The organism is Rhizobium sp. S163 (assembly GCF_030380805.1).
Taxonomy (GTDB): domain Bacteria; phylum Pseudomonadota; class Alphaproteobacteria; order Rhizobiales; family Rhizobiaceae; genus Rhizobium.
The window spans coordinates 42,116-59,676 of record NZ_JAUDSA010000036.1; the positions used below are offsets into that span (position 1 = coordinate 42,116).

General features: G+C 63.5%; 16 protein-coding genes. 4 read left to right on the forward strand and 12 right to left on the reverse strand.

Going from position 1 to position 17,561, the window contains the following annotated elements; all coding sequences use genetic code 11:
- The first annotated feature begins 52 nt into the window (after nt 1-52).
- On the forward strand, nt 53-1,261 hold the full coding sequence (locus QTL96_RS25285) for an adenylate/guanylate cyclase domain-containing protein (protein ID WP_289729656.1): 1,209 nt from the start codon (nt 53-55) through the stop codon (nt 1,259-1,261).
- On the opposite strand, the gene QTL96_RS25290 is transcribed toward QTL96_RS25285, so the two are convergent.
- The 7 genes from QTL96_RS25290 to QTL96_RS25320 all read right to left on the reverse strand — a co-directional run bounded on the left by QTL96_RS25290 (nt 1,256) and on the right by QTL96_RS25320 (nt 8,225).
- A complete protein-coding gene (locus QTL96_RS25290) occupies nt 1,256-1,429 on the reverse strand; it encodes a DUF1328 domain-containing protein (protein WP_047509759.1) in 174 nt (57 codons plus the stop codon). The two genes, QTL96_RS25285 and QTL96_RS25290, sit on opposite strands and share 6 nt — an antisense overlap.
- A 153-nt stretch (nt 1,430-1,582) precedes the next feature.
- Nucleotides 1,583-3,010: a gamma-aminobutyraldehyde dehydrogenase gene (locus QTL96_RS25295; protein WP_289729657.1), complete on the reverse strand. Its 1,428-nt coding sequence runs from the start codon at nt 3,008-3,010 to the stop codon at nt 1,583-1,585.
- A 52-nt stretch (nt 3,011-3,062) separates the two neighbouring features.
- On the reverse strand, nt 3,063-3,878 hold the full coding sequence (locus tag QTL96_RS25300; RefSeq protein ID WP_037179553.1) for an ABC transporter permease: 816 nt from the start codon (nt 3,876-3,878) through the stop codon (nt 3,063-3,065).
- Entirely contained in the window at nt 3,868-4,836 is a 969-nt protein-coding gene (locus QTL96_RS25305; RefSeq protein ID WP_289729658.1) for an ABC transporter permease, read from the reverse strand. Before QTL96_RS25305 ends, QTL96_RS25300 begins: the two co-directional genes overlap by 11 nt.
- Complete coding sequence (locus QTL96_RS25310; RefSeq protein WP_289729659.1) at nt 4,833-5,819, reverse strand: ABC transporter ATP-binding protein; 987 nt, start codon at nt 5,817-5,819, stop codon at nt 4,833-4,835. Before QTL96_RS25310 ends, QTL96_RS25305 begins: the two co-directional genes overlap by 4 nt.
- A gap of 208 nt (nt 5,820-6,027) precedes the next feature.
- Nucleotides 6,028-7,185 carry an ABC transporter substrate-binding protein gene (locus tag QTL96_RS25315; protein WP_289729660.1) on the reverse strand — a complete coding sequence of 386 codons (1,158 nt, stop codon included), beginning with the start codon at nt 7,183-7,185 and terminating at the stop codon, nt 6,028-6,030.
- Between the two features lie 131 nt (nt 7,186-7,316).
- Nucleotides 7,317-8,225, reverse strand: a complete 909-nt coding sequence (locus tag QTL96_RS25320) for a LysR family transcriptional regulator (protein ID WP_047509743.1) — start codon at nt 8,223-8,225, stop codon at nt 7,317-7,319.
- Between the two features lie 179 nt (nt 8,226-8,404).
- On the opposite strand from QTL96_RS25320, the gene QTL96_RS25325 reads away from it, so the two are divergent.
- A complete protein-coding gene (locus QTL96_RS25325) occupies nt 8,405-9,109 on the forward strand; it encodes a hypothetical protein (RefSeq protein ID WP_289729661.1) in 705 nt (234 codons plus the stop codon).
- Between the two features lie 346 nt (nt 9,110-9,455).
- On the opposite strand, the gene lysS is transcribed toward QTL96_RS25325, so the two are convergent.
- From lysS to QTL96_RS25340, 3 genes are all read right to left on the reverse strand, one after another.
- Nucleotides 9,456-10,952, reverse strand: a complete 1,497-nt coding sequence (gene lysS / locus QTL96_RS25330) for a lysine--tRNA ligase (protein WP_289729662.1) — start codon at nt 10,950-10,952, stop codon at nt 9,456-9,458.
- A 171-nt stretch (nt 10,953-11,123) separates the two neighbouring features.
- Nucleotides 11,124-12,578, reverse strand: coding sequence for a glutamate--tRNA ligase (gltX, locus tag QTL96_RS25335; RefSeq protein WP_112944181.1), 1,455 nt, complete (start codon nt 12,576-12,578; stop codon nt 11,124-11,126).
- Nucleotides 12,579-12,809: 231 nt separating this feature from the next.
- Complete coding sequence (locus QTL96_RS25340) at nt 12,810-14,579, reverse strand: SLC13 family permease (RefSeq protein WP_209215375.1); 1,770 nt, start codon at nt 14,577-14,579, stop codon at nt 12,810-12,812.
- A 199-nt stretch (nt 14,580-14,778) separates the two neighbouring features.
- Here QTL96_RS25340 and QTL96_RS25345 point away from each other — a divergent pair, with 199 nt between their 5' ends.
- Nucleotides 14,779-15,039, forward strand: a complete 261-nt coding sequence (locus QTL96_RS25345) for a hypothetical protein (RefSeq protein ID WP_289729663.1) — start codon at nt 14,779-14,781, stop codon at nt 15,037-15,039.
- Nucleotides 15,040-15,213: 174 nt separating this feature from the next.
- Here the strand turns inward: QTL96_RS25345 and QTL96_RS25350 are convergent, their stop codons facing one another.
- Nucleotides 15,214-15,972, reverse strand: coding sequence for a DUF4239 domain-containing protein (locus QTL96_RS25350; protein ID WP_026283632.1), 759 nt, complete (start codon nt 15,970-15,972; stop codon nt 15,214-15,216).
- Between the two features lie 152 nt (nt 15,973-16,124).
- On the opposite strand from QTL96_RS25350, the gene QTL96_RS25355 reads away from it, so the two are divergent.
- Entirely contained in the window at nt 16,125-16,670 is a 546-nt protein-coding gene (locus QTL96_RS25355) for a glutathione peroxidase (protein ID WP_289729664.1), read from the forward strand.
- A 5-nt stretch (nt 16,671-16,675) separates the two neighbouring features.
- On the opposite strand, the gene QTL96_RS25360 is transcribed toward QTL96_RS25355, so the two are convergent.
- On the reverse strand, nt 16,676-17,506 hold the full coding sequence (locus tag QTL96_RS25360; RefSeq protein WP_289729665.1) for an AraC family transcriptional regulator: 831 nt from the start codon (nt 17,504-17,506) through the stop codon (nt 16,676-16,678).
- Between the last annotated feature and the right edge of the window lie 55 nt (nt 17,507-17,561).

Here is a 17,561-nt window from a genome sequence, read left to right on the forward strand (position 1 = left end):
GCAATCTGGTGTAAGAGAGGTTTTCTTCACCTGGGGTTGTTTTGGGGGCTTCATGGGGTCGTTGTCGCGCGAGAGATTGGCGGCGCTTGCCGGTTGCGATGCCGAGCAGCTGGATGCCGTAGCGCGGCTTCAGATCATCGAGGCCGGGCCGGATGGCTATGCGGCGAGCGATGTCAGCCGGCTGCGGCTGGTGCTGGCGCTGAATGCCGCCGGCATCGCGCTGGAGACGCTCGCCACCGGTCTCAGGCAGCAGATCGTCTCGCTCGATTTCGCCAGCCAGCTGATGTTTGAGCCGGTCACCATGTCGGACAAGTCGCTTGCGGACGCGCTCGTTGGTGCGTCGCTCGATCTTGGCCGCGTCAACGCGCTGCATTCCAGCGCCGGGCTTTCGCCGATGTCGCCGAAGCGGGCGCTGCGGGAGGATGACGAGGAGTTCATCCGGCTGATCACCGAATGCACCGGGCTCGGTGCTTCCGACGAGGGCATGCAGCGGGTGCTCAGGGTCTTCGGTCAGTCGATGCGGCGCTGCGTGGATACGATGCGCGATCTCTTCCGCGCCGAAGTTGAGGAGCCGATGCTGGCGGCAGGGCTCAGCCATCGCGAGGTGCTTGCGGCGGGTGCGGCCACGCGGCTTTCGCTGCAGCGCATCGGCATCCGCATGCTTTTCCTGCTGCAGCGGCGAATGCTCGAGGAGGCGGTGTTCGACAATGTGGTCGGGCGGCTGCAGGACGCCTTGCGCGGGCTTGGTGCCGAGGCCGAGGGCGATCAGGCGCTGCCGGCGGTGGCTTTCGCCGATCTCACAGGCTTCACGGCACTGACGCGCGATATCGGCGATGTCAGGGCGGCCGAGAAGGCGGCGAGCTTCGAGGCGCTGGCGCAACGTCTCGCCAACCTTGCCGGCGGGCGTATCGTCAAGCCGCTGGGCGATGGGGTGATGATGCTGTTTCCGGATGCGGAGGCGGCGCTGAAGGCGTCACTGTCGCTCATCGCCGAGAGTGCGGCGCATCAGTTGCCGGAGGTGAGAGTGGGTGTTGCGACCGGTCAGGTGGTGCCGCGCGATGGCGACATTTTCGGCCACACGGTCAACCTGGCGGCGCGGATCGCATCGGTCGCCGCACCTTCGCAGGTGCTTGTCTGCGGCGGCACGCATGATGCCGCCACAGACGAGAGTTCGGAAATGGATTTCGAGGCGCTGGAACCGGTATCGCTCAAGGGCGTCGCCGATCCCGTGTCGCTGTTTTCGGTCAAGGCCGGGCTATAAGATTGCTTGGCCGGCCATCAGCGCCAGGATCAGGAAGATCACGAAGATGATCAGCGCGATACCGAAGAGAACGCGCGCGATCGTCGCCGTCGCCGCGGAAATTCCGGAAAAGCCGAAGAAGCCCGCAATCAGCGAAATCACGAAAAAGATAAGAGCCCATTTCAGCATGGAGGCGTTCCTTCTAGTTGGTCCGATAGAAGACGCGCCAGAGCGAAAAAGGTTCCATATCCAATGAGATAGCGGTTCGATTTATCCGCTTCGGATAAAATGACGCCGGCACAATTGCTCGCGCCGGCGTTGCTCTCGAAAACCGGGTCGCGCTTATCCGTGGTTGATCATCACGTGGCGGACGGCGGTGTAGTCTTCCAGTGCGTAGACGGACATGTCCTTGCCGTAGCCCGATTGCTTCAGGCCGCCATGCGGCATCTCGTTGGTGAGCATGAAGTGGGTGTTGATCCAGGTGCAGCCATATTGCAGGCGGGCGGCGGTCTTCATGCCGCGGCTGATGTCCCTGGTCCAGACCGACGAAGCCAGGCCATAGTCGCTGTCGTTGGCCCAGGTGACGGCATCCTCGACATCGGTGAAGCGGGTGACGGAAACGACGGGGCCGAAGACCTCGCGGCGAACGATCTCGTCTTCCTGCGTGGCGCCGGCAATGACAGTCGGCGTGTAGAAGAAGCCCTTATCGCCCGATGTCTTGCCGCCGGTGGTGATCTCCATGTGCTTGTGCTCGCCGGCACGCGCCACGAAGCTTTCGACGCGGTCGCGCTGGCGCTTGGAGATCAGCGGGCCGATCTCGTTTTCCGCGTCGTCGGCGAGGTTGAACTTGATCGAGGAGACAGCCGAAGAGAGGTCGGCGACGAACTTGTCGTAGACCTTGGCGTCGGCATAGATGCGGCAGGCGGCGGTGCAGTCCTGGCCGGCATTGTAATAGCCGAAGGTGCGGATGCCTGACACGACCGCATCGATATCGGCATCGTCGAAGACGATGACCGGGGCCTTGCCGCCGAGCTCCAGATGGGTGCGCTTGACGGTCTTTGCGGCCGCCTGCAGCACCTTCTTGCCGGTTGCGACATCGCCGGTGATCGATAGCATCGAGATCTTCGGATGGTTGATCAAGGCGTTGCCGACGCTTTCGCCACGGCCGAGGATGACGTTGACGACGCCCTCGGGCAGGATGTCGGAGAGGAGCTTCGCCATCTTCAGCGCCGTCAGCGGCGTTTGCTCGGAGGGCTTGAAGACGACGGTGTTGCCGCCGGCGATTGCGGGCGCCAGCTTCCAGGCCATCATCATCAGCGGGTAGTTCCATGGCGCGATCGAGCCGACGATGCCGACGGCGTCGCGGCGGATCATCGAGGTGTGACCGGGCAGATATTCACCGGCGACCGGGCCGTGCAGGTTGCGCACCGCGCCGGCGAAGAAGCGGTAGCAATCGACGATGGCGGGGATCTCGTCGTTCAGCACCGCGTTGATCGGCTTGCCGCAGTTCAGCGCTTCCAGCGTCGCGAAGCCTTGGGCGTCCTTCTCGATCGCGTCGGCGATCTTGAGCAGATAGCCGGCGCGCTCGCCGGGTGTCGTCTGCGACCATGCGGAGAAGGCTTTCTCGGCGGCATCGACGGCGGCGTCGATCTGGCCGAGCGAGGCCTCGGCAAGGCTCAGCACGGTTTCGCCGGTCTTCGGGTTCAGGATGTTTTCTTCGATCTCGGTGCCCGCTTCGAAGCGGGATCCAATCAGCATCGCGGTGTCCATGATGTTCTCCCTTGTTATCGGTGGGGCGGGATGGGGGTATCCCGCGCTCCGGTTATTTTCCTGCTCCGGCGACCTGATCGCCATCGCGCGTGAGGTAGTAGGCTGCCAGGATCGGCAGGAATGTGACGAGCACCACGACCATGGCGACCACGTTGGTGACGGGGCGCTGGCGCGGGCGGATCAGCTCTTCCAGCATCCAGATCGGCAGCGTCGATTGCTGGCCGCCGGTGAAGGTGGTGACGATGACCTCGTCGAAGGAGAGCGCGAAAGCCAGCATGCCGCCGGCCAGAAGCGCCGTGCCGATATTCGGCAGGATGACGTGGCGGAAGGTCTGGAAGCCATCGGCGCCGAGATCCATCGAGGCCTCGATCAGCGAGCCCTGGGTGCGGCGGAAGCGGGCGACGGCGTTGTTATAAACCACCACGACGCAGAAGGTGGCGTGGCCGAGCACGATCGTCCAGACAGAAAAAGGGATGTCGAACAGGCTGAAGGCCGAGCGCAGCGCGATGCCGGTGATGATGCCAGGCAGCGCGATCGGCAGGATGACGAGCAGCGAGATCGCCTCGCGGCCGAAGAACTTCGTCTGGCTGACGGCGGCGGCGCAGAGCGTGCCGAGCACCAGCGCGATCGCGGTGGCGATGCAGGCGACCTGCACGGAAAGCCCAAGGGCCGCCCAGACATCCGGCCGGTTCCAGGCGATGCCGAACCACTGCAGCGTCAGCCCCGGCGGCGGCCACTGGTAGCTCTTTTCCTCCGTCGTGAAGGCGTAGACGAAGATCAAAAGGATCGGCAGGTGCAGGAAAAGCAACCCGCCGGCGGCGGCGATTTTCAGCGCGATCGGCGCGCGTTGGCCACGGTCAGAGCGCATCGAAGGCTCCCTGTTTCTTGGCCAGCCACAGATAGGCGGCCATGATGACGATGGGGACGACGGAGAAGGCGGCGGCGAGCGGCACGTTGCCGGCCGTTCCCTGCTGCGCGTAGACCGCCTGGCCGATGAAGAGGCGCGAGGAGCCGATGATCTGCGGGATGATGTAATCGCCGAGCGTCAGCGAGAAGGTGAAGATCGAGCCGGCGACGATGCCGGGCAGCGCCAGCGGAAAGAGCACGGTGCGGAAGGTCTGGCCCGGCGTGGCGCCGAGATCGGACGAGGCCTCGATCAGATTGCCCTGCACGCGCTCGAGTGCTGCCTGCGTCGGCAGGATCATGTAGGGCAGCCAGACATAGACGAAGACGAGGAAGGTGCCGATATAGCTCACCGACAGCGAGTTGCCGCCGATGACGGGCAGGGCCAGCACGCCGTCGAGCAGCCAGGCGAGATGCAGCTTGGCGAAGAACCAGGTGAGAATACCCTCCTTGGCAAGGATCAGCTTCCAGGCGTAGATCTTGACCAGATAGCTCGACCAGAGCGGCAGCATGACGCCGAGATAGAAGAGCGCCTTCCATTTCCCCTTGGCGTAGCGGGCCGCGTAGTAGGCGATCGGGAAGGCGACGACGGCGGAAGCGAGCGTCACCAGCGCTGCCATCAGCACGGTTCTGACGATGATGTCGAAATTGGTCGGCGACAGCAGCTGCGCATAGGTTGCCAGCGTGAATTCGTAGTTCACCAGTCCGGAGAAATCGTCGATCGAAAAGAAGCTCTGCAGCAGAAGCGCCAGGAGCGAGCCGATATAGATGATGCCAAGCCAGAGCAGCGGCGGCGTCAGCATCAGAAAGAGCAGCAGCTTGGGGCGGCGCCAGAACATGTCGGAGAGGCGGCCGAAGAAGCCGCCGCGTCCGGGCAGGATCGAGGTCGCCGTCTCCTCGTGGGTGAGCGCAATCGCGGTCATGCGGCGTCGTCCATGTAGTGTACGTCGACCGGCTGCCACGACAGGCGGACATCGGCGCCGACTTCGGGCACGGCGATACCTGCTGGCAGCATGACATGCAGGCGCGTGCCCCTGGCCGCAACGGTGAGCCGCGTGGCGGCGCCGAGGAAGCTGGCGTTTTCGACACGGGATTCGACGCCATCGCCGGTGAGGCGGATCGCTTCCGGGCGAAGGCTCGCCCAGCGTTTCTCGCCGCCGAGCGCGGTCATCAGCTCGGGGGCGATCACATTGGAGGAGCCGACGAAATCGGCGACGAAGCGAGTTTTCGGCCGGTTGTAGATATCCTGCGGCGTGCCCTCCTGGACGATGCCGCCATCGTTGAAGACGGCGACGCGGTCGGCCATGGAGAGTGCCTCACCCTGGTCGTGGGTGACGAAGACGAAGGTGATCCCCAGCGCCCGCTGCAGGCCCTTCAGCTCCTCCTGCATCTGCTCGCGCAGCTTCAGGTCCAGCGCGCCGAGCGGTTCGTCGAGCAGCAGCACGCGCGGCTTGTTGACCAGCGCCCGGGCGAGCGCCACGCGCTGCCGCTGGCCGCCTGACAGTTGTCCGGGCTTGCGGGCGCCATAGCCGGGGAGTTTCACCAGTTCCAGCGCCTGTTCGGCGGCCTTGGCGCGCTCCGTCTTGCCGACACCCTTGACCATCAGCCCGTAGGCGACGTTGTCGAGGATGTTGAGATGCGGGAAGAGCGCATAGTCCTGGAACACGGTGTTGACGTTGCGCCTATAGGGCGGCACGCCCTCGGCGGTCTCGCCGAAAATCTCGATATGCCCCGCCGTCGGCTGCTCGAAACCGGCGATCAGGCGCAGGCAGGTGGTCTTGCCCGAACCCGACGGCCCCAGCATGGCGAAGAACTCGCCCGGCGCGATCTCGAGATCGACGCCATCGACGGCGCGAACGGCTCCGAAATGGCGGGAGACCTTCTGGAAACGGACGGCGGGTGTCATTTTGGGGGCTCCGATGTTTGCGGTGTTCCCTTCTCCCCCACGGGGAGAAGGTGGCCCGAAGGGTCGGATGAGGGGGCGGCACGGCAGGCGTCGTCTTCGCTTGTCGCTCAGACGCTCGCTCCCTCGTCGCTCACCCCCTCATCTGTCCTTCGGACATCTTCTCCCCGTTGGGGAGAAGAGAGGCCGAGGCTAACGCTAGAGCTAAAGCCTACCGCCCGCCAATCACGCCAATATAATCCGACACCCAGCGATGATAGGGCACGCACTCGCCCTGTTCGCACTTGGCGGTGGGCGTGCGCCAGAACTTGATCTTGTCGAAGTGATCATAGCCGTTGGTGGCGCAACCGGTGTCGGTCATCAGTTCGTTGCCCTTACAGGCAGCCGGAACGGAGGGGACGGCGCCGAACCAGGCGGCGGCGTCGCCCTGGACCTTGGCAGACAGCGAATGCTCCATCCACATGTAGGCGCAGTTCGGGTGCTCGCTGTCGGCATGCAGCATGGTCGTGTCAGCCCAGCCGGTGACGCCCTCTTCGGGGAAGGTGGAGGCGATCTTCTGCTTGTCCGCCTGCATCAGGTTGACCTGGAAGGGCCAGGAGCCGGAGGCGACAACGCCTTCGTTCTTGAAATCGTCGATCTGGATCATCGCGTCATGCCAGTAGCGCGAGACGAGCTTGCGCTGGCCGCGCAAGAGATCGAGGGCGGCCTTGTACTGGTCCTCGTTCAGCTCGTAGGGGTTCTTGATGTTGAGTTCCGGCTTGTGGGCCATGAGATAAAGTGCTGCGTCGGCGATGTAGATCTGGCCGTCATAGGCCTGGACGCGGCCCTTGTTGGACTTGCCGTCGGGGAGCGTCTCTTCCTCGAACACCACCTTCCAGCTCTTCGGCGCCTCGCCCTTGAAGGCGTCGGTGTTGTACATCAGGACGTTCGGTCCCCAAAGATAGGGAACGCCGTAATGCACGCCGCCCACTGTATACCAGGGCGCTTCCTGCAGGCGCTTGTCGACGTTCTTGAAGCTCGGGATGAGATCGGTGTTGATCGGCTGGACGCGCTTGCCGGCCACGAGGCGGAGCGAGGCGTCGCCGGAGGCGGTGACGAGGTCGAAGCCGCCTTCGTTCATCAGCGACACCATTTCATCGGAGGTGGCGGCGGTCTTGACCGAAACCTTGCAGCCGGTTTCCTTCTCGAAGCCGGTGACCCAGTCGTAATTCTTGTCGCTTTCGCCGCGCTCGATATAGCCGGCCCAGGCCACGATGCTGACGGCGCCCTCGCCCTTGCCCAATTCCTTCAGCGGCTCGGCGGCCACGACCTGCGTCACGAAGCTCAGGGTCGCAAGCGCAGCCGTGCACGATTTCAGAAGATATTTCATCTGATGTCTCCCGGTTTTGGTGCCACTTCGTGGCGTTTTGTTCCCGCCGGAAAAGGTGACGCGAAAAAGCCGCTTTCGCAAATTCATTTATCAGAATGGCGATATCGGAATTTCCGATAGGTAGGCTTTTGTCAGCGCGGCCGCCCGCTTCTCATAGCCTCGGCGATGCCGACGAAATCCCTTGCTGCCTGCGGCAGGCTGGAGCCCTTGCGCCAGACCATGCCGACCTGAACGACCGGAAGCGAGCCGGAGACGTCGCGACTTTCGATGCGGTCGCCTTCCAGCGACCATGGGCGGTAGACGAGATCGGGGAGCAGCGCCACGCCGGCGCCTGTCGCGACCAGGCTGCGCACGGCCTCGACCGAACGCGTGCGGAAAGCGACGTGCGGGCGGGCGCCGAGGGCGGAGAGGAGCTTGCCGGTGTTCTCCTCGATTTCGTCGACGGTCAGCATGATCAGCGGCTCGCGGGCGATATCGGCGATCGAGATGATGTCGGCGGACACAAGCGGATGGCCCATGGGGAGCCAGAGGCGGTACGGCGAGGTCTCCAGGATCTCGGCCTGCAGCGCCATGCGGTCGCGCAGGTTGGAGATGACCATGACCGCGACATCGAGCTCGCCGCCGACCAGCAGATGTTCGAGATAGCCGCCATTGTCCTCGATCGCGGAGACCTCGACGCCGGGGCAGGCGCGGCGGTAGCGGGCGAGCAGGTCGGAGAGCACGTAGCCAGCGACCAGCGAGGTGACGCCGATGTTGAGGGTGCCTGAGGGCTGGTTGCTGTTGTTAGAAAAGCTGGCGCGGGCGTCGGAGACGCTGGCCAGGATCTTGGTGGCATGGCGCAGGAACTGGTGGCCGTTGTGGGTGATCGTCAGCCCGCGCGGATGGCGATCGAAGAGCTCGACGCCGAGGTCGGTCTCCAGCTCCTTCAGCGCTTCCGTAACCGAGGATTGCGAGATCGACAGGTTCTGCGCGGCCCGCGTGATCGAGCCCTGCTCGGCCACTGCGATGAAGTATTGAATCTGGCGAAGCGTGAAGGCCATGGCATCTTAGAGCATGGCGCCCGAGGCCATTGCAAGCGTGCACCATGCTGGACCTTTTTTGGGATAAGTCTCTTTGTGGCACAAACTTCTTGCCCGCATTTAAGTATTCCGAAACGTCATTTCTCTAGCGTCCAGACCAGTTTATTGCGTTGGAGTGACTTGATGGCGGAGCAGTTGGCGTGAAGGCCTTACTGCGCATCTTCCGGCCTTCCCGGAAATTGGTGCTGATCATCGGCGGAATTGCCCTTCTCGGGGGCGTTTCCGGCGGCGCAGCGCTGTATATCGGCAAGGACACCCTGCTCGGTCCTCCCGCGGAGACCGTGAACGGCGCCGCGTGCACCGACGTCAATCTCGTCACCATCAAGAAGCAGAAGCGGGTCTGGATCCGCAAGTATATCAAGACCGAGCCGACCGACGGCATGACCCGCGTCAAGACGGCGCTGAGGGTGGCCAAGGCCGTCTACGACGCGCAGAAGCCGGATCTGGTGCAGGTCGTGGTTCTCGACGCCAACGGCCCGACGCTGCGCTCCGATATCCGCGGCCGTGCCATCGGCGCCGACGTGGTCTATATCCCGCATCCCGATCCGATCGTTGAAAGCATCGACGGCAACAAGGTCTTCACCGCGCGCTACTACGACGGCACGGCGGCGGCCAACGGCCTGTTCTTCGGCGAACGCGTCGACCTGCCCGAGGACGAGATCACCACGCTCAACGCGTCGTTCAAGGACGTGTCCGATTGTATCGACCCGATCGCGGTTGCCGCGACCGAGGGCGGCGAGGGCAAGCCGACTGCCAAGGGCGAGAAGCCTGCTGCCGGAGGCCACGGCGCTGCACCGGCCGAAGGTGAGGCAGCCCCGGCGGCGGCGCCTTCAGGCGGGCATTGATTGGTTGCTTGCGGTGCGCGGGTACCGAGCCTTTCAGCGTGACGCGACGTTAGTGAGTTAGCGAGCGCGGTCCCCACACTCTCCCTCATCCCTGTGCTCGTCACAGGGATCCAGCGCGATCAAGTCCTTGATCGCAATAGACTCTCTTCGCCGCGCAGACGCGCGTCGGCTGGATTCCTGTGACAAGCACAGGAATGAGGGTGGGGAGGTGTTGGCGCGTCGTTCTCGACGTCAGTGGGAGGTTTGCTCATTTCCGAACGGCGGTGAGAAGAGCCAACGTCGAAACAAACAAAAAAGGCGGCCAACCCCTTCGGGCGGCCGCCTTTTCTTGTGTCCGTAACCCGCCTTAGTCAGCCTTGGCCTTGCGGGCCGGGAAGAGGATGACGTCGCGGATCGAGGGGGCGTTGGTCAAGAGCATGGTCAGGCGGTCGACGCCGATGCCCAGACCACCTGCGGGCGGCATGCCCTGGTCGATGGCGTCGAGGAATTCGTCGTCCAGCTGCTTGTCCTTCTCGCCGCGGGCATGGGCCTGCTCGAGCTGCTCGACCATGCGGCGGCGCTGTTCTTCCGGATCGTTGAGTTCCGAGAAGGCGTTGCCCAGTTCCCAGGCGTTGCAATAGGTCTCGAAGCGCTCGACGAGGCGCGGCTCGCCCGGCACTTCCTTGGCGAAGGGCGAGATGTCCTTCGGGAAGTGGGTGACGTGGCTCGGCTGGATCAGCGTGCCCTCGACCTTCTCCTCGAAGATGAAGGCAAGGCACTCGCCCCAGGTCCAGTCCTTCTCGACCTCGAAGCCTGCGGCCTTGGCGGCGGCGCGGGCTTCCTCGTCGGTCTTCATGGCGAGGAAGTCGATACCGGTCGCTTCCTTGACGGCGTCAGGCATGGGAACGCGCTTGAACGGGCCCTTGAAGGAAATCTGCTTGTCGCCGAAGGGGAATTCGGTGGTGCCGTGAACCTGTAGCGCCAGCTTCTCGAACAGGCGCTCGACGAGGTCCATGATGTCCTCGTAATCGGCATAGGCCCAGTAGCACTCCATCATGGTGAACTCGGGATTGTGCCTTGTGGAAACGCCTTCGTTGCGGAAGTTGCGGTTGATCTCGAAGACCTTGTCGGTGAGGCCCGACACCAGCGTGCGCTTCAGGAAGAGTTCCGGCGCGATGCGCAGGTACATGTCCTGCTTCAGCGTGTTGTGGTGCGTCTTGAACGGATCGGCGGTGGCGCCGCCGTAAACCGAGTGCAGCATCGGCGTCTCGACTTCCATGAAGCCGTCGTCTTCCATGAAGCGGCGGATGCCGGAGAGGATCTTCGAGCGCTGCTGGAAGCGGAGCTTGGATTCGTCGTTGCTCATGATGTCGAGGTGGCGCTTGCGGTAGCGGATCTCGATATCGGCGATGCCGTTCCACTTCTCCGGCATCGGGAGAAGCGACTTGGTGAGCATGGTGATCTCTTGCGCGTTGATCGACAGCTCGCCGCGCTTGGTGCGGCGCACGGTGCCGGTCACGCCGATGATGTCGCCGATGTCGATCATGGCGAGCATCTCGCGGGCGGCCTCGGGCGTCACGTCCTTGTGGCTGAAGATCTGGATTTTGCCGCCGGCGTCATGGATATCCATGAACATGCCGGAATTGCGCGAGGAATAGACGCGGCCGGCAACGGTGACGACGTCAGTCGTCTCGATGTCGGATTCCAGATCCTTGTACTTCTCGGCCAGCTCGGCATTGGTGATGGTACGGTGGAAATGCGCCGGATAGACGTCGCCGATCTTTTCGCGCAGCAGCTTCAGCTTCTGGGCGCGAACCTCAGTCGCGTCGGAGGAGAGGGTGGCGGTTTCGGTCTTGTCGGTCATGTCATGTGCCTCATCGATGGGCATGGAATCTTGTCGGTTCAGGTGGCTTGCGCCGGGCTCGGCTTAACCCTCCCCCTTGTGGGGAGGGTCGGAGCGAAGCGGAGGGGAGGGGTTTTCTGGCGAAGACCCTCCCCAACCCCTCCCCACAAGGGGGAGGGGCTTCTCCGCAAATTACTTCGGCCCCACCAGCGAGGCCACGGCCTGCGCGGCCAGTTTGAGGCGCTGGCGGACGACCGAGCGGCCGAGGATGGCCATACTGTCAAACAGCGGCAGCGAGCGCGACGAGCCGGAGACGGCGACGAAGAGCGGGGCGACGATGACCTTGAGCTTCTTGCCCATGCGGTCGCCGATGGCGCGCAGTTCGGCTTCGATGGATTCGACGTTCCACTCGAGGATCTTTTCCAGATCCGGCTGCACCGTGTTCAGGATCTCGAGGATCTCTTCCGGCGGCGACTTGATCTTGGCGAAGGCGGACGGATCGAGGTTGAGGTCCGACTTCAGGAGGAAGCCCATCAGCTCCGGCAGTTCGCCGAGCTTGGAGATGCGCGACTGCGACAGCGCCATGCCGGCCTTCAGGCGATCGTTTTCCATCGCCCAGGTGAGAACGCGGCTCTGAAACTCTTCTTCCGACATCTTCTCGCGGATCCACCGGCCGTTCAGCCAGTCGAGCTTCTGGATGTCGAAGATGGCGCCGGCCTTGGAGAGGTTTTCCGGGTCGAACTTGCCGGCCAGTTCCTCGATGTCGAGCAGTTCCTCGCCTTCGGCGATCTGCACGAAGAACAGGCCGAGGAAGTTCATCAGCGCTTCCGGGATATAGCCGAGCGCGGAGTAATAGCTGATCGAGGTCGGGTTCTTGCGCTTCGAGAGCTTCGACTTGTCGGCATTTCTCATGAGCGAGAGATGCATGAAGACAGGCTGTTCCCACTCGAAATAGCGATAGAGCAGGATGTGCTTCGGCACCGATGCCAGCCACTCCTCGCCGCGGGCGACGTGGGTGATCTTCATCAGATGGTCGTCGATGACGTTGGCCATGTGATAGGTCGGCATGCCGTCGCCCTTGATCAGGACCTGCATGTCGACCGAATCCCACGGGATCGAGACGTCGCCATAGACGCCGTCGGTGAAGTCGCAGGAACCCTCGGTCGGGATCTTCATGCGGATGACGGAGCTTTCGCCGGATGCGAGCTTGGCGGAGACTTCCTCGGCGGAATACTTCAGGCAGAGACCGTCATATTTCGGCGGCTTGCCGGAGGCGCGCTGAGCCTCGCGCATTTCGGTCAGGCGCTCGGGCGTGCAGAAGCAGCGGAAGGCATGGCCCTTGTCCAGCAGTTCCTGGGCGTAGGGCTGGTACATCTCCTTGCGGTCGGACTGGCGATAGGGGCCGTAGGGGCCGCCGATGTCGGGGCCTTCCGACCATTCCAGGCCGCACCACTTCAGCGCGTCGAGCACCTTGGTTTCGAATTCGGGCGTCGAGCGCGTGGCATCGGTGTCTTCGATACGCAGGATGAACTCGCCGCCGTGCTTCTTGGCGAAGAGATAGTTGAAGAGTGCGATGTATGCGGTGCCGACATGCGGCTCGCCGGTAGGCGAGGGAGCAATGCGGACGCGGACGCCGGAAGCTGTCATTTTATGTGCCCGTCAAATAAATGCCGGAAGGCTTTCTGAGGGAAAGCAACGCTCGGCCTGAAGAATGCAGATAACTGGATCAGGAAACCGGCCGGAAAAGGGCATTTCGCCCGCTTGTCCGGCCAATTGTCCGTTTGGCTGGCTTTAAGGCCATATTCGGCTGCACACGTCAAGGAAAATGCCGCCCGCGCCGTCGCTTGCGCCAGTTCGGCACGCCCATCCGGTCACGTGTCAGGTAACCGGCCAGACCCAGAGCAGCAGCGGCACGCTGACGAGGATGATCAGGAAGGAGAGCGGCAGGCCGAGGCGAGGGTAATCGCTGAAGCGATAGCCGCCGGGGCCGAAGACCAGCGTGTTGCACTGGTGGCCGATCGGGGTCAGGAAATCGCAGCCGGCACCGATCGCCACTGCCATCAGGAAGGCGTCGGGCTTGTAGCCGAGCGTCTGGGCGAAGCTTGCCGCAATGGGCGCCATGACGAGCACGGTGGCGGCGTTGTTGAGGAAAGGCGTGACCGCCATGGCGGTGATCAGGATCAGCGCCAGCGCGCCGTAATGCGGCATCTGGGCTGCCAGATGGCCGAGCCAGCCGGCGATCAGTTCGCTGCCGCCTGTCGTCCTCAGCGTATCGGAGACCGGGATCAGCGTCGCGAGCATGATCAGGATGGGGGCGTCGAGCGCTTTGTAGACATCGACCAGCGGGATGACGCGGAAGACGACCATGGCGAGCGCGGCGCAGAAGAAGGAGGTGGCGACGGGCACGACGCCGGTGGCGGTGGCGGCCATGGCGGCGAGCAGGATCAAAAGCGGCAGGTAGGCGCGGCGTGAGGTGCCGAGCATGATGTCGCGCTGGGCGAGAGGAAGGCAGGCGAACTCCTGCAGGAAGGCAGGAAGGTTGCGGCGGTTGCCCTGCAGCACCAGCACGTCGCCGGCGCGCAGACGAACTTCGCTCAGGCGCTCGTTCAGCCGGTGACCCTTGCGGGAGACGGCGAGCAGGTTGACGCTGCGGCGGTTCGAGAGCGACAGCTGCCGCGCCGACCAGCCGACCAGCTGCGATTCCGAGGCGACGATCGCCTCGATCGATATGAGGTCGTTGCGCTCGGCGGGGTCGGCGATCGGCTTGCCCGAGAGTTTGAGCTTGGCGTTGGAGACGATGCGGTCGAGCGCGTCGGGGCTTCCCTCAAGCAGCAGCGTGTCGCCGCTTCTGAGCTCCACATCGGGGAAGGGCGAGAGGCGGGTGTGGCCGCGCAGGATCGCGGTTGCCACGGCGTCGCCGTCGCCGAGTTTCAGGAGATCGCTGAGCGGCTTGCCCTCGACGGTCGATTCCTCCGCGACGGTGGCTTCGGAGAAGTAGGCCTTGGCGTCGAGCGCTTCCTCGAGCGAAGGGTTCTCATTCTTTCGTTCAGGGACCAGCCAGTGGAAGAAGATCAGGAAGACGACGCCGACCAACGCCAGCGTGGCGCCGACGGGGGTGAAGTCGAACATGGTGAAGGGCGTGCCTGTTATCTCGCCGCGCAGGCGCGAGACCACGATGTTGGGCGAGGTGCCGATCTGCGTCATCAGCCCGCCGAGAAGGGCCGCGAAACTCATCGGCATCAGGTAGAGCGAGGGCGACTTGCCGCTCTTGCGGGCGAACTGGAAGGCGACGGGGATCATGATCGCCAGCGCGCCGATGTTCTTGATGAAGGCCGACAGCACGGCGACGACGATAAGCAGCAGCGCGAGCTGGGTGTGCAGCGTATCGAGATTGGGAAAGAAGCGCTTGATCGCGGTATCGACGATGCCGGAGCGGGCGACGCCGGCGCTGACGACGAGCGCGCTGCCTACGATGATGACGATATCATCGCTGAAGCCGGAGAAGGCTTTGTCGAAGGGCACGAGGCCGACGGCAATCGCCAACACCAGCGCGCAGCAGGCGACGAGATCGTAGCGAAAGCGGTCCCAGATGAAGACCGCCATCATCAGGCCAATGACGCCGAAGGCGAGAATCTGCTGTGTTGTCATGCGTTTCCGGGAACTGGATCGGAAGCCGGGAGATTTCCCGGCCTTCGCGGATAACTGTGCCGCGCGCGATGTACTTCAATGGCTTAGGGCGCGCAAAAATTCATGCGCCGCGCAGCCGCTGGGTATCCTTCGCATTGAGATTTCGGTCGCGGCCGGTATATGGACGCTGATGGGCGGATCGCCCCGCCGAGGAGTGAGCATGGGCAATGAGACGCGCAAGGGCGCTGCGGGTAACAAGCGTCCGGATGAGAAGACACCCGATACGCTCGCGCTCCTGAAGGCGATCGCCGACAGCCCGCGACGCGATAACTCCAGCTATCATGACGCCATGGCGCAGGCGCGCCAGGCATTCGAGGCGGCGGAGGCAGCAATCGGTGGTCCCGTCAGGGTCAAGACTAAGATCAAGACCAAGCGCAACGGCGATTATGTCGTGAAGTGGACTTTCAAGCCGGCTAAATGATAGCCGTCAGGCAGAGCCTGGCGTGAAGCCGAAATAATAGACCACGGCCATGATCACGGCGACGGTGAAGATGATGGCGACGAACCGCGTCATGCCGCGGCGGGCTTTCTTTTCTGTGCTCTTCATACGGACCAAACCGATCGAGCAGCGATATGGTTCCGCATCTGGTTGTCGTCAGCGCTGAAGTTCGGCCAGCGCCCGGCGCAGCGGCAGGTCGGAAATCTGGATGAGACCGTTGAAGGGGATGTCCATGTCGAGCACCAGATAGATCGAGGCCGAGATCAGGAAGGCGGCGATGACGAACATCGAGACGACGATGATGTTTTTCGGCGCGCGGTAGCCGAAGCTCGCGAAGATCAGGATCAGCCATGTCGCCAGCATGGCGATCAGCGGCCGTGGGATAACGCCTTCGGATTGCTCGACGAGGACCCAGCGCTGCTCGACGATCCGCTGGTATTGCTGGCGCGCATTGTTCAGCAGCGCGATATGGCCGGGATCGTCGGGGGTGAGGAGGGACAGGCTGTTTCCCACTTCGTTGAGGGCGAACTCGGCGGCGGGGTCGCCCTTGACTAGCGGGTCGCTGGATGGGGGCACGTTGCCGAGCGCGATTTCGACATAGGTGGAAAGCCTGTGCTTGGTTTCGTTGGCTTCCAGCCCGTAGGTTCGAAGCGTCTGGTCGAAGAGGATGATCTCGGTGGCGAAGGCGTGGACGTTGCTGTCGATGCCCTCGAAGGTGTTCTTCGCCGAGTTGATCATCAGGCTGAAGACCAGCGAGGTCATGACCACGAAGATGTTGGCCACCAGCCGCACGACGGCGTTGGTCTCCTCCTGCCGATGGTGGCTCGGCAGCTTGTGATAGCTGAGCATGGTGCCGATAGAGGCGGCGATCAGGCAGGCGCAGATGAAGGCTGCCAAAAACACTTCCCGAGACATCCAGATCCTCCCGCCCGATCCTCTGCATGGGGCCGCGCCTTTCCGTCCAGACTAGATGGTTTGCGCGAATTTGCCAGCGGGCGATTTCCGCGCTGGACAAACGGGCGCGCGGGTATAGCTTCCGCGTCGGTATTTCATGTTGGAGATTGATTATGACCGATATCTTGAGCGTGCCGGTAAAGCTCGCCGATGGCCGCGAGACCACGCTGAACGAATACAAGGGCAAGGTCGTGCTTGTCGTCAACGTTGCCTCGAAATGCGGGCTGACGGCGCAGTATGAAGGGTTGGAGAAGCTCTACGAAGGCAAGCGCGAACGCGGCTTCGTGATCGCCGCCTTCCCGGCCAACAACTTCAAGGGCCAGGAACCGGGCACCGACGCCGAGATCGTCGAGTTCTGCACGCTGACCTATGATGTGAAGTTTCCGATCTTCTCGAAGATCTCGGTCAAGGGCGACGACCAGCATCCGCTCTACAAGCTGCTGACGGGCATGGACCTGCCGGCAACGGGCGAAGGCCCGATGCGCGAGAAGCTGGTCGATCGCGGTCTCGCGGAGGCCGGCGACAAGGGCGTTCTCTGGAACTTCGAGAAGTTCCTGGTCGGTCGCGACGGCAAGGTCGTCGCCCGCTTCGCACCTGACGTGACCGCAGACGACCAGCGGCTGGTGCAGGCGATCGACAAGGAACTGGCGGCCGGCTGATCTGATCAGGCGCGGCGGTGCCGGCGGCGAAATTCGCTCGGCGAGCACCGTTCGCGATCCTGGAACAGCCGCGAGAAATAAAAGGCGTCGTCGAGACCGATTGTGTGCGAGATCGCCTCGATCGCGAGGTCCGACGTCGTCAGCAGCTGCTTGGCATGGTCGATGCGCAGGCGCAGCTGGAAGGCCTTGGGCGAAAGCCCGTTCGCGGTCGCGAAGCGGCGGCGCAGCGTCGCCGGTGACAGGCCGAATTCAGAGGCGAGGGCGGTCATGTCGACCGGCTCGAACGCTCGCTGCTCCAGCGCTTCCACTACCCTCTCAATCGTCGCGTCCGTCTTGGTACTTGCGGCCGCGCGGGACGCCTGGCGGGCGGCCTCGATGACGATCCGATGAAGCGTCGCGGCCGATGCGGCGAGGCCGAGCGGATTGTCTTCGGCGAACTCGTCCTGCAGCGTGGTGAAGAGGTGTCGCATCTCGCGCGGGTTTTCGAGCGGCACCATTGGCGCTGCCTCGTCGATCAGGCGCTGGCGGAGCCACTCGTCGGCGAGGGTGCCTGAAAACAGCGCCCAGCGCTCGTCCCAGCTTTCGCCCGGATCGGGCCCATAGCCGTGCGTCATTCCAGCAGGGAGCCAGAAGAGTGCCGGGCCCGATATCTCAATCGTTCCCGCCTTGTCGCTCAGCAGCCAACCGTGCCCGCGCTCCACCATCACGACGGCATGTGTTGGCAGCCTGCGGTTCTTGAGCCGGCTGGTGACGCGCTGGCGGCCGAAGCCTGTCACGGCCAGGCTGGTGGCGCCTGATGGAGGCGAGCGATAGAGCGCGATCGTGGCGTCGATCATGAGCGAAAAGTCCAGCTTGTTCTTCCGTCCATGGTCTTCCTCCTCGGTGCAGGCG

Coding starts and splice junctions, on each gene's coding strand:
- lysS (WP_289729662.1), bottom strand. CDS start 10,952: ATGACCGACAAGACCGAAACCGCCACCCTCTCCTCCGACGCGACTGAG.
- QTL96_RS25300 (WP_037179553.1), bottom strand. CDS start 3,878: ATGCGCTCTGACCGTGGCCAACGCGCGCCGATCGCGCTGAAAATCGCC.
- QTL96_RS25360 (WP_289729665.1), bottom strand. CDS start 17,506: ATGATCGACGCCACGATCGCGCTCTATCGCTCGCCTCCATCAGGCGCC.
- QTL96_RS25305 (WP_289729658.1), bottom strand. CDS start 4,836: ATGACCGCGATTGCGCTCACCCACGAGGAGACGGCGACCTCGATCCTG.
- QTL96_RS25355 (WP_289729664.1), top strand. CDS start 16,125: ATGACCGATATCTTGAGCGTGCCGGTAAAGCTCGCCGATGGCCGCGAG.
- QTL96_RS25290 (WP_047509759.1), bottom strand. CDS start 1,429: ATGCTGAAATGGGCTCTTATCTTTTTCGTGATTTCGCTGATTGCGGGC.
- QTL96_RS25315 (WP_289729660.1), bottom strand. CDS start 7,185: ATGAAATATCTTCTGAAATCGTGCACGGCTGCGCTTGCGACCCTGAGC.
- QTL96_RS25345 (WP_289729663.1), top strand. CDS start 14,779: ATGGGCAATGAGACGCGCAAGGGCGCTGCGGGTAACAAGCGTCCGGAT.
- gltX (WP_112944181.1), bottom strand. CDS start 12,578: ATGACAGCTTCCGGCGTCCGCGTCCGCATTGCTCCCTCGCCTACCGGC.
- QTL96_RS25350 (WP_026283632.1), bottom strand. CDS start 15,972: ATGTCTCGGGAAGTGTTTTTGGCAGCCTTCATCTGCGCCTGCCTGATC.
- QTL96_RS25310 (WP_289729659.1), bottom strand. CDS start 5,819: ATGACACCCGCCGTCCGTTTCCAGAAGGTCTCCCGCCATTTCGGAGCC.
- QTL96_RS25340 (WP_209215375.1), bottom strand. CDS start 14,579: ATGACAACACAGCAGATTCTCGCCTTCGGCGTCATTGGCCTGATGATG.
- QTL96_RS25320 (WP_047509743.1), bottom strand. CDS start 8,225: ATGGCCTTCACGCTTCGCCAGATTCAATACTTCATCGCAGTGGCCGAG.
- QTL96_RS25295 (WP_289729657.1), bottom strand. CDS start 3,010: ATGGACACCGCGATGCTGATTGGATCCCGCTTCGAAGCGGGCACCGAG.
- QTL96_RS25285 (WP_289729656.1), top strand. CDS start 53: ATGGGGTCGTTGTCGCGCGAGAGATTGGCGGCGCTTGCCGGTTGCGAT.